Origin of the sequence: Sphingomonas sp. Leaf21, from assembly GCF_916858675.1 — a bacterium.
Classification (GTDB): domain Bacteria; phylum Pseudomonadota; class Alphaproteobacteria; order Sphingomonadales; family Sphingomonadaceae; genus Sphingomonas.
On sequence record NZ_CAKASM010000014.1, the window covers coordinates 76,542 to 87,006 of the forward strand.

Consider the following 10,465-nt stretch of genomic DNA (forward strand, 5'->3'; position numbering starts at 1 on the left):
AGGTGGAGGGATCAGCCCTCGACCGACACGACCTCACGGCCGTTATAGTGGCCGCAAGCGGTGCACAGATTGTGCGGACGCTTCAGCTCGCCACAATTCGGGCATTCCTGGAACGCGGCGATCGACAGCGAGTCGTGGCCACGGCGCATGCCGCGCTTGGAGGGCGAAGTCTTTCTCTTGGGGACGGCCATTGCGGCACCTTATCAATTCGAACAATGGGTGGAATACGCCACGGTCAGCACCCATTGCGCGCCCGGATCGAGGACCCGGCCGCGTGAGCACCCAGCCGGACGCATCGCGAAGCCCCGCGCCTATAGCGAGTTTTGCCGATGTTGCAAGCTTCGCCACGGAATGGCACCCCATGTCCGGTTCAATAGAAGGGGATAGCGGCGCTCATGGTTCTGCCCGTCACGCTCAGCATCGCGGCCGCCGCCGCCTTGGTCAATCTGTGGCTCGCGCTGCGAATCGTCATCGGGCGGTTTCGCGGCAAGATATTGCTCGGCGACGGCGGTGATTCGCGGCTGGCCAGCGGCATGAGGGCGCAGGCCAATTTCGTCGAATATGCGCCCTTCATCCTGATCCTCATGGCGCTCATCGAGCTGGCGGGCGGTTCGGCCTTCTGGCTGTGGCTGCTGGGCGGCGCGTTCATCGTCGCGCGGATCGGCCATGGCTGGGGCATGATGCGGCCCGCGCCCAATATCGGTCGCGCCGGGGGCGCGTTGGGAACCTGGGCGATCCTGGCGCTGTTGGCGGGCTGGGCGATCGGGATCGTCTACACCAGTCATGTCGCGCCGGTGAGCGCGACCACCGTCATAAGGATCGACCAGCGATGATTCGTTTTCCCCTCATCGGCCTGGCCGCCATCGCGCTGACCGGCGCGGCCCCCGACCCGATCTCCCCCGCGCGTCTGTCCAGCGACGTGAAGACGCTCGCCTCCGACGCGTTCGAGGGGCGCGCGCCCGGCACCCCCGGCGAAGCGAAGACGGTCGACTGGCTGGTCGCGCAGTTCAAGGCGATGGGGCTGCAACCCGGCGGGCCGGACGGGCGGTGGACGCAGGCCGTGCCGCTGATCCGTACCCAGATCGGCAAGGGCATGATGCGCGCCGGGGCGATGCCGCTCGTCCAGGGCGAGGGCGTCTATGTCTCGACCGTGCGGCCCGTCGACCGGGTGGCGATCAAGGACGCGCCCATGGTCTTCGTCGGCTACGGCGTCCATGCGCCCGAGCGTGGCTGGGACGATTTCAAGGGCGTCGACCTGAAGGGCAAGATCGCGGTCTTCCTGGTCAACGACCCCGATTTCGAGGCGGTCGCGGGGGACGATGCCAAGGGCAGGTTCGGCGACCGGCGGATGACCTATTATGGCCGCTGGACCTACAAGTTCGAGGAAGCCGCGCGGCAGGGCGCGGTGGGGGCGCTCATCGTCCATGACACGCCGGGCGCGGGCTATGGCTGGGCGACCGTCACCGCGCCCGCGGGCGAGAATTACGATATCGTGCGCGGCGATCCCAATGCGCGGGTGTTGTTGCAGGGCTGGTTGTCGGGCGACTCGGCGAAGACGCTGTTCTCCGCCGCCGGACTGGACCTGGCGCAGCAGCGCGCCGCCGCGCGCCGCGCCGACTTCCGCCCGGTCGAATTGAAGGGGCAGCGATTCTCCGCCGACCTGCCCGTCACGACGGTGCGGGCCGAAAGCCGCAACGTGCTGGCCAGGCTCCCCGGCAGGACGCATCCCGACGAGGTCGTGATGTTCGGCGCGCATTGGGACGCCTATGGCAAGGGTGCGGCGGATGCGCAGGGTCGCACGATCCGCCCCGGCGCCAATGACGATGCGCTGGGCGTGGCGGGCGTGCTGGAGCTGGCACGCGCGTTCAAGGCCGCGCCGCCGACCGATCGCAGCCTGGTCTTCGCGCTATGGACCGGTGAGGAACGCGGGCTGCTGGGGTCGGAGACCTATGCGGTGAAGCCGGTCTATCCGCTGGCCAGGACGGTCGCCAATCTGACGCTCGATATCCTCCAGACGGCGGGTCCGTCGAAGGACGTGATGCTGGTCGGCGACGGGCAGAACGACCTGGAGGACCGGCTGAAGGCCGCCGCCGCCGCGCAGGGGCGGACGGTGACGCCGGAGGCCCTGCCCGAGCGCGGGCTGTTCTACCGCGCCGACCATTTCTCGGTCGCGCGGCGCGGTGTGCCGACGCTGTTGCTGATGGCGATCAGCGGCGCGCCGGACCTGGTCGCGGGCGGACGACCGGCGGGGCAGGCGTGGCTCGACGCCTATATGCGCTGCTACCACCAGACCTGTGACGCCTGGGACGCCAAATGGGACCTGCGCGGGGCGGCGGCGGATGTCGGGCTGTTCTATCGCATCGGCCGCGATCTGGCCGATGGACGGGACTGGCCGGAATGGCGTGACGGGTCCGAATTCAAGGCGATTCGGGCGGAGAGCGCGGCGAACCGGAAATGATTCCCTTGGCCTTCGACTTCGGCGCAAGACGTCGAAGTCGAAGGCCACGCCCGACCGCTTACCCCAACCCCAGAACCCGGTCCGCGACGAAGGCATTGCTCTGCCGCTCATGCCCGAAGGTGCTGGGCTGGCCGTGCCCCGGAATGAATGCCGTCTCGTTCCCCAGCGGCCACAGCTTCTCGACGATCGAGCGGATCAGCGTGTCATGGTCGCCGCCGGGCATATCGGAGCGCCCGACCGATCCCTGGAACAGGACATCGCCGACCAGCGCGAACTTCGACGGGGCGTGGTGGAAGATCACGTGCCCGCGCGTGTGCCCGGGCGTCTCGTATACATCCAGGGTCAGGTCGCCGACCGTCACCGAGTCGCCTTCGTTCAGCCAGCGCGTCGGCTCGATCACCTGCGCCGGGATGCCATAGGCCTGCCCATCCTCGTCCAGCCGCGCGAGCCAGAAGCGATCCTCCTCCTGCGGTCCCTCGACGGGGACGCCCAGCGCATCGGACAGCGCCTTCGCGCCGCCCGCATGGTCGATATGGCCGTGGGTCAGCAGGATCTTCTCCACCGTCACGCCGGTCTTGGCGATGGCATCGTGGATGCGCGGCAGATCGCCGCCGGGATCGACCACCGCCGCCTTCATCGTCGCCGTGCACCAGACGATCGAGCAATTCTGCTGGAGCGGGGTGACGGGGACGATCGCGGCGCGGAGCGGCGGGTTCTGGGGTGCGGACGTCATGGCCGCCGAGATAGGCGCTGAGACACTGACATCCAATCGATACTTCGTAATCGTTCGTGGGCAATCGATACTTGCATGTGCGGGGACGGGCCGTGCATGGATCGTCGGGCATGTTGCGCCTTGATGTCCCTTTCGTGCTGCTCGACGACGCCCGGGACGGAGGGGCGGCGGCGCGACTCTATTCCGCGCCAGTCGAGATCGTCGTCGCGCAGCGGCCGGACGAGGTCGTGCCCGCGCTGGACCGGCTTCGCGAGGCACGGTCGCGCGGACTGCACGCCGCCGGGATGATCGCCTATGAGGCGGGGGCGGCGCTGGAGTCGGGCATAGCCGCACGGGCGACCGACGGCCCGCTCCTGTGGTTCGGCCTGTTCGAAGGCTTTGAGGAAATTACGGTCGAATCGGCGCTGCCCGACCCGGCGGGGGCGTGGATCGGCGCGCTCGAGCCCGAATGGGACGAGGCGCGCCATGCCGCGCAATTCGCCGAGGTGCAGCGACTGATCGCGGCGGGGGATCTCTATCAGGTCAATCTGTCCTTTCGCGCGAGCGCGCCGGTGCTGGGCGATCCGCTGGCGCTCTATGCGGGGCTGCGCGCCCGGTCGCGCGCGGGCTGGGGGGCGGTGGTCGCGACCGGCGAGACGGTGATCCTGTCGCTGTCGCCCGAGATGTTCGTCGCGCTGGAGGATGGCCGCCTGACCGCGCGGCCGATGAAGGGCACGGCGCGGCGCGAGGCCGATCCCGTCGCCGATTCGCGGGCGGCGCGGGACTTGCGCGACGATCCCAAGCAGCGCGCCGAGAATCTGATGATCGTCGACCTGATGCGCAACGACCTGTCACGCGCCGCGCGCGCGGGTTCGGTCGCGGTGCCCGAGCTGTTCGCGGTCGAGCCCTATCCCACCGTCCATCAGATGGTCTCGACGGTCACCGCCGCGCTGGCCGAGGGGCGCGACGCGGTCGATGTGCTGGCGGCGCTGTTCCCCTGCGGGTCGATCACCGGCGCGCCCAAGATCCGCGCGATGCAGGCGATCGCCGCCGTCGAGGACTCGGCGCGCGGCATCTATACCGGTGCGATCGGGCGGCTGGATGCGGATGGCGACGCGATGTTCAACGTCGCGATCCGCACGCTGACCTGGCCGCGCGGCGCCACCCATGCCACGCTGGGCATCGGATCGGGCGTGGTCGCCGACTCGCGTGCGGCGGCCGAGTGGGACGAATGCCTCGCCAAGGCCGCCTTCCTCTCCGGCGGACAACCCGAAATCGACCTGATCGAGACAATGGCCTTCGATCCGATCGAGGGCATCCAGCATCTGGAGGCGCATCTCGCCCGGATGAAGGCCAGTGCCGCCGCGCTCGGGTTCGCCTTCGACCGGCATGACGCGCGCAACGAGTTGCAGGCGGCGACCTTCCGCCTGCGCGAGGCCCGGCGAATCCGCCTGCTTCTCGCACGTGGCGGGGCGGTGGTGGTCGAGGTCGGTCCCGCGCCCGCGCCGTTCGAGGAGGTGGTGCCGGTGCGGATCGTGCCGCTGCCCGTCGCTCCGGACGATCTCCGCCTGCGGCACAAGACCAGCGCGCGGAGCTTCTACGATGCCGCGCGCAGGGCGGCGGGGACGGCCGAAGTGGTGTTCGAGGCGCCCGACGGCGGCCTGACCGAGGGCAGCTTCACCTCGCTCTTCGTGCCGCGCGGCGACCGGCTGGTGACGCCGCCGCTGGCGCAGGGACTCCTGCCCGGTGTCTTGCGCGGCCACCTGATCGAGACCGGGCAGGCGATGGAGGGGCGATTGACACGCGCCGATCTGCGAGACGGATTCTTGCTTGGTAACGCGCTTCGCGGATTGTTTCGTGCACGAATGGTTGCGGATTGAGGGGATGAGGGGCTAAGGCGCCCCCGCTTATTCCTGACGCAAAGGTTTCGTTTCATGCAGCCCTCCGCCGCGCTCGGCCGTATCAGCCCGTCCCCCACGCTCGCCATCACCAGCCGCGTGATGGAGCTGAAGCGCGCGGGCGTCGACGTGATCGGGCTGGGCGCGGGCGAACCCGATTTCGACACGCCCGATTTCGTCAAGGAAGCGGCGATCCAGGCGATCCGCGACGGCAAGACCAAATATACCAATGTCGACGGCACGCCCGAGCTGAAGGCGGCGATCGCGGCGAAGTTCGCGCGCGACAACGGCCTGACCTATGCGGCCGATCAGATCAGCGTGAATGTCGGCGGCAAGCACACCCTGTTCAACGCGATGGTCGCGACGATCGACGCGGGCGACGAGGTGGTGATCCCGGCACCCTATTGGGTCAGCTACCCGGATGTCGTCCAGTTCGCGGGCGGTGTGCCGGTGATCGTCAAGGCGGGGCCGGAACAGGGTTACAAGCTGACGCCCGAGGCGCTCGACGCCGCGATCACGCCCAGGACCAAGTGGGTCATCCTGAACTCGCCGTCCAACCCGACGGGGGCGGGCTATACCGCCGACGAGCTGAAGGCGCTGGGCGAGGTGATCCTTCGCCACCCGCATGTCTGGGTCTTCGCCGACGATATGTACGAGCATATCGTCTATGACGGCTTCCGCTTCGCCACCATCGCGCAGGTCTGTCCCGAGCTGTACGAGCGCACGCTGACGGTGAACGGCTGCTCCAAGGCCTACGCCATGACCGGCTGGCGCATCGGCTATGCGGGCGGCGCGCCCTGGCTGATCAAGGCGATCGCCAAGCTCCAGTCGCAGTCGACCTCCAACCCCTGCTCGATCGCGCAGGCGGCGGCGACCGCAGCACTGACCGGCGACCAGGGCTTCCTGGCAGAGCGCAACCTGGCGTTCCAGGCGCGGCGCGACATGGTGGTGTCGATGCTGAACGCGATTCCGGGCATGACCTGTCCGACTCCCGAAGGCGCCTTCTATGTCTATCCGTCCTTCGCGCCGCTGATCGGCAAGACCACGCCCTCGGGCCGGTTGATCGACAGCGACGAGGCCTTTGTCGGCTATCTGCTCGACGACGCGAAGGTCGCGGCGGTCCAGGGCGCGGCGTTCGGCCTCTCGCCCGCGATGCGAATCAGCTATGCGACCTCCGATTCGCTGCTTCGCGACGCCTGCACCCGCATCCAGACGGCGTGCGCCGCGCTGAAATAAATCGGGCATTGCTGCGGCGCAAAGCCAGCCGATTGGGCCAAGTGCACGATCTGGCTGGCTTTTTCATGTCAATATATGCGCCGCAGCAATATGGCTTAACTGTGGCATGAACGACACGTCCACGTGCCGTTAATGCTGTGTTTCTATAAACGCCATTGTCGGAACGGCGCCGATCGACCACATCGCGCCCGGAAGATCGCCGCCCATCCGGGGGCGACCCGTTTAGACAGGTGAAGTTCGATGCGTGCCCTCCTCAAGTCCAGCTTCGTATGGCAGTTCGCCGGCGGATTTGCGCTTGGCGCCCTGGGTCTCGTGATGCTTCATCCGGCGGAAGCGCCCAGTTGTTACGGCTCGGCTCCGGTCGAGGCGGTTCGCTAAGGGCTTTTCCCTTGGCCTTCGACTCTGCTCTGCCCGAGCGAAGTCGAAGCCTATACCCACAGCCTCCCGGCCCCTAGCCGAAACCCAAAACCATCCCATATCAGGCTGATGCGTACCACCCTTTGCATCGCCCTCGCCGCGACCGCTTTCGGATCGCTCGCGTTATCCTCGCTTCCCGCCCAGGCCGAACGCGCCGTTCCGCTGCCAAAGGCGGCGCTCGACGTGCCCGCCTCGGGGCGTAGCCAGACGGCGGTGCTGGCGGGCGGATGCTTCTGGGGGATGGAGGCGGTGTTCGAGCGGGTGAAGGGCGTGACCGCCGTGACCGCGGGCTATGCCGGTGGCGGTCGACAGGATGCCAATTACGGCGCGGTCTCGACCGAGCGGACCCGCCATGCCGAGGCGGTCCGGATCACCTATGACCCCGCGCGGGTGTCCTATGCGACGTTGCTGCGCGTCTATTTTTCGATCGCGCATGATCCGACCCAGGTCGGCGGACAGGGGCCCGATCGCGGGCCGAGCTATCGCTCCGCCATCTTCGCCCAGACGCCGGACCAGGCCCGCATCGCGCGCGCCTATATCGCGCAACTGACCCGGGCACATGCGTTCGCCAGGCCGATCACGACGCGGATCGAGCAGGGCGGCTTCTACCCCGCCGAGGCCGAGCACCAGAATTTCTATGATCGCAACCCGACGCACCCCTATATCGTGCGCTGGGACAAGCCCAAGGTCGCCGGGTTCCGCGCGGGCTTCCCCGACCTCGCGCGCGCCGGATAATCAGGCGGCGACGGGAAAGCGGAGCATCCGGTCGCGCACCGGGACCAGTGCTTCGGCCGAGCGCCCGACCGCCTCGATCAGCGCCGGGTGATCGACGTCCAGCCCCCCGGTCAACGCACCGAAGGCGGGCAGGATCAGCTTGTCGGTCGTCCCCACGAAACACCGCCGCGCGACCAGCTTGCCGCGCACCCTCAGGCGCAGCTTGGGGTGGAAATGCCCCGATACTTCCGGCCGCGTCTCCGCCGGATCGGCTTCGTGGCGAAGGACCAGCCCGTCGACCAGCGCCTCGTCCACCACCACGCCACCGCAACGGTCGCGCAATACCGGGTCGTGGTTGCCGGTGATCCAGGTCCAGTCGGTCGACCCGGTCAGCGCGAGCAGCATCGCCCGCGCCTCCGGCAACAGCCGGTCGCAGCCCTCGGCATCGTGGAAACTGTCGCCCAGGCACCAGACCGCGCGCGCGCCGGTCCGCGCGACGATCGCGGTCAGCTCGCTCAGGGTCGCCAGCGAATCATAGGGGGGCAGCATCTGTCCGCCGCCCGCATACCAGCTCGCCTTCTCCAGATGCAGGTCCGCGACCAGCAGTGCGGACCGCGCGGGCCAGAACAGCGCGCCATCGGCCAGCGCCAGAAACGCATGTCCGCCGAACGAAAAGGGAACCATTTGCCGTCCATGCGCTTGACGCTGCGCAATATCAAGCGTTTGCATCGGCCTTGGGAAAGCCCTTGCTTCCCCGACGGAGAAGCGTAAAGCGCGCCGTCCTTTTGGCACAGGGGGTTCCAGCGGGCATGACGGGTACGGCGACCGAGATCACGGCCAATCAGACCACCGCCCCGGGCACGGGCACGGGCACGGGCACGGCGGACGCCGCGCATCGCCACCCCGCGCTCGCCGCGCTGACCGTCGGGGCGATCGGCGTGGTGTTCGGCGATATCGGCACCAGCCCGCTCTACGCCTTTCGCGAGGCGCTCTCCCAATCGGCGGGCGACGGCATCGATCCCAGCGAGATATTGGGGGTGCTCAGCCTGGCGCTCTGGTCGCTGATCCTGGTCGTGACGATCAAATATGTCGTCTTCCTGATGCGCGCCGACAATCAGGGCGAGGGTGGGGTGCTGGCGCTGGCCGCGCTCGCCCGGCGCTCGGTCGGCATACGCTCGCGCCTGGCGCTCGTGCTCGGCGCGGCGGGGGCGTCGCTCTTCTACGGCGATGCGATCATTACGCCGGCCTTGTCGGTCCTGTCGGCGATGGAGGGGCTGCACACCATTCCCGCCGCCGCGACGATCTTCAACGAGGAGGTCATCCGGCTGTGCACGATCGTCATCCTGGTCGCGCTGTTCTTTATCCAGTCGCGCGGCACGGCGTCGGTGTCCAAGCTGTTCGGGCCGATCTGCATCCTGTGGTTCCTCGTCATCGGCGGGCTGGGCCTGTGGCACATCGCCGACGAGCCTTCGATCGCGCGAGTGATCTGGCCGGGCTATGGCGTCGGCTTCCTGGCGAGCCACGGCGTCGTCGGGCTGTTCGTGCTGGGCGCGGTATTCCTGACGGTGACCGGCGCGGAGGCGCTGACCGCCGATATGGGGCATTTCGGGCGGCTGCCCATCCGGATCGGCTGGTTCTCGCTGGTGCTGCCCGCGCTGACGCTCAACTATCTGGGGCAGGGCGCCTTCGCGCTGTCCGCGCTCGAACGGGCGACCGCCAACGGACAGCCCTTCACCAACCAGGACTGGTTCTTCCTGATGGCGCCCGAGGCGTTTCGCCCCGCGCTGATCGTGCTGGCGGGCCTCGCCACGGTGATCGCGGCGCAGGCGGTGATCACCGGTGCCTTCTCGCTGACCCAGCAGGCGATCCAGCTCGGGCTGCTGCCGCGTCTGCGCGTGCGCCAGACCTCGGCGGATTTCCAGGGCCAGATCTATCTGCCCGCGATCAACTGGCTGCTGCTGTTCGGGGTGCTGGTGCTGGTCGTCCAGTTCAAGACATCCTCGGCGATGGCTGCCGCCTATGGCATCGCGGTCACCGGCACGATGGTGGTGACCACCTGCCTCGCCTATCTGGTGGTGCGGCACCGCTGGGGCTGGTCGCGGCCGCTGGCGCTGGCGGCGATCCTGCCGTTCCTGGCGCTCGACCTCGTCTTCTTCGGCGCCAACATCCTTCGCGTGATCGAGGGGGGGTGGGTGCCGCTGCTCGTCGGGGCGGGCGTCGGCCTCATCATCCATACCTGGGTGCGTGGGCGCGGCATCGTCGCGGCGTTCGAGAAGCGCCAGGCCATCCCGCTCGCCGACCTCGCCGCCGCGCTCGCCAAGCGACCGCCCGAGCGGGTGCCGGGGACGGCGGTGTTCCTGACCGCCAATCCCGCCTCCGCGCCGGGGGCGCTGCTCCACAATCTGAAACACAACAAGATCCTGCACTCGCAGAATTTGATCGTTACGATCCGCACCGCCGACCGTCCCGTCGTGCCGCCGGAACGCCGCGCGCATGTCGAGCGGCTGGACGACAATTTCGCGACCGTCGCGCTGACCTATGGCTTCATGGAGACGCCCGACGTACCGCGCGACCTGCCCCGCGATCTGGGCGTCGAACGGCGGGCGTCGGGGCTGGATCCGATGAAGACGAGCTATTTTATCGGCCGCAACACGCTCAAGCCCGAGGCCGAGAAGGGCATGCCGCCATGGCAGGACCGGCTGTTCATGTTCCTGCAGCGCAACGCCAGCGACCCGACCGACTTCCTGCGGATCCCGCCGGGCAAGGTGCTCGAACTGGGCGAGCAGGTCACGGTGTAAGGATTTCCCCCCAAGCATAGTTCGGGGGGCTGAGTCGGACGGCATACCAGCTTTCAAGTGTCGGTTGTGGGAGGCCGCGCCGGACCTTGCCCCACCACCACCCGGCTATCGCCAGGCGGTCCCCCTCCCCATCCGAGATGGGGAGGATTGGAAGAGCCCTATTCCTCCCCAAGCTTGCTTGGGGAGGGGGACCGCCGCGAAGCGGTGGTGGAGGGGCTAGGTCCGGCGGTCT

9 protein-coding genes are annotated in these 10,465 nt (G+C 68.3%); 6 read left to right on the plus strand and 3 right to left on the minus strand.

Translation table 11 applies throughout. From position 1 onward, the window contains the following. Positions 1-11 precede the first annotated feature (11 nt). A complete protein-coding gene (gene rpmF, locus LRP66_RS12130; RefSeq protein ID WP_230482852.1) occupies positions 12-191 on the minus strand; it encodes a 50S ribosomal protein L32 in 180 nt (59 codons plus the stop codon). A 204-nt stretch (positions 192-395) separates the two neighbouring features. Between rpmF and LRP66_RS12135 the strand changes: the two genes are divergently transcribed. Then, the gene (locus LRP66_RS12135; RefSeq protein ID WP_230482853.1) at positions 396-833 is read left to right on the plus strand and encodes an MAPEG family protein; all 438 of its coding nucleotides are present in this window, start codon (positions 396-398) and stop codon (positions 831-833) included. Then, the gene (locus tag LRP66_RS12140; RefSeq protein WP_230482854.1) at positions 830-2,458 is read left to right on the plus strand and encodes a M28 family metallopeptidase; all 1,629 of its coding nucleotides are present in this window, start codon (positions 830-832) and stop codon (positions 2,456-2,458) included. Before LRP66_RS12135 ends, LRP66_RS12140 begins: the two co-directional genes overlap by 4 nt. 58 nt (positions 2,459-2,516) lie before the next feature. Here LRP66_RS12140 and LRP66_RS12145 read toward each other — a convergent pair whose 3' ends face one another. Then, positions 2,517-3,191 carry an MBL fold metallo-hydrolase gene (locus LRP66_RS12145; protein WP_230482855.1) on the minus strand — a complete coding sequence of 225 codons (675 nt, stop codon included), beginning with the start codon at positions 3,189-3,191 and terminating at the stop codon, positions 2,517-2,519. A gap of 110 nt (positions 3,192-3,301) precedes the next feature. Here LRP66_RS12145 and pabB point away from each other — a divergent pair, with 110 nt between their 5' ends. From pabB to msrA, 3 genes are all read left to right on the plus strand, one after another. Beyond that, complete coding sequence (gene pabB / locus LRP66_RS12150; protein WP_230482856.1) at positions 3,302-5,050, plus strand: aminodeoxychorismate synthase component I; 1,749 nt, start codon at positions 3,302-3,304, stop codon at positions 5,048-5,050. A 54-nt stretch (positions 5,051-5,104) separates the two neighbouring features. Continuing rightward, positions 5,105-6,304, plus strand: coding sequence for a pyridoxal phosphate-dependent aminotransferase (locus LRP66_RS12155; RefSeq protein ID WP_230482857.1), 1,200 nt, complete (start codon positions 5,105-5,107; stop codon positions 6,302-6,304). A gap of 486 nt (positions 6,305-6,790) precedes the next feature. Beyond that, entirely contained in the window at positions 6,791-7,456 is a 666-nt protein-coding gene (gene msrA / locus LRP66_RS12160) for a peptide-methionine (S)-S-oxide reductase MsrA (RefSeq protein ID WP_230482858.1), read from the plus strand. Here the strand turns inward: msrA and pdeM are convergent, their stop codons facing one another. Beyond that, positions 7,457-8,119: a ligase-associated DNA damage response endonuclease PdeM gene (gene pdeM / locus LRP66_RS12165; RefSeq protein ID WP_230482859.1), complete on the minus strand. Its 663-nt coding sequence runs from the start codon at positions 8,117-8,119 to the stop codon at positions 7,457-7,459. Between the two features lie 125 nt (positions 8,120-8,244). On the opposite strand from pdeM, the gene LRP66_RS12170 reads away from it, so the two are divergent. Continuing rightward, positions 8,245-10,233 carry a potassium transporter Kup gene (locus LRP66_RS12170; RefSeq protein WP_230482860.1) on the plus strand — a complete coding sequence of 663 codons (1,989 nt, stop codon included), beginning with the start codon at positions 8,245-8,247 and terminating at the stop codon, positions 10,231-10,233. The last annotated feature ends 232 nt before the right edge of the window (positions 10,234-10,465 follow it).

Coding starts and splice junctions, on each gene's coding strand:
- rpmF (WP_230482852.1), bottom strand. CDS start 191: ATGGCCGTCCCCAAGAGAAAGACTTCGCCCTCCAAGCGCGGCATGCGC.
- LRP66_RS12135 (WP_230482853.1), top strand. CDS start 396: ATGGTTCTGCCCGTCACGCTCAGCATCGCGGCCGCCGCCGCCTTGGTC.
- LRP66_RS12140 (WP_230482854.1), top strand. CDS start 830: ATGATTCGTTTTCCCCTCATCGGCCTGGCCGCCATCGCGCTGACCGGC.
- LRP66_RS12145 (WP_230482855.1), bottom strand. CDS start 3,191: ATGACGTCCGCACCCCAGAACCCGCCGCTCCGCGCCGCGATCGTCCCC.
- pabB (WP_230482856.1), top strand. CDS start 3,302: ATGTTGCGCCTTGATGTCCCTTTCGTGCTGCTCGACGACGCCCGGGAC.
- LRP66_RS12155 (WP_230482857.1), top strand. CDS start 5,105: ATGCAGCCCTCCGCCGCGCTCGGCCGTATCAGCCCGTCCCCCACGCTC.
- msrA (WP_230482858.1), top strand. CDS start 6,791: ATGCGTACCACCCTTTGCATCGCCCTCGCCGCGACCGCTTTCGGATCG.
- pdeM (WP_230482859.1), bottom strand. CDS start 8,119: ATGGTTCCCTTTTCGTTCGGCGGACATGCGTTTCTGGCGCTGGCCGAT.
- LRP66_RS12170 (WP_230482860.1), top strand. CDS start 8,245: ATGACGGGTACGGCGACCGAGATCACGGCCAATCAGACCACCGCCCCG.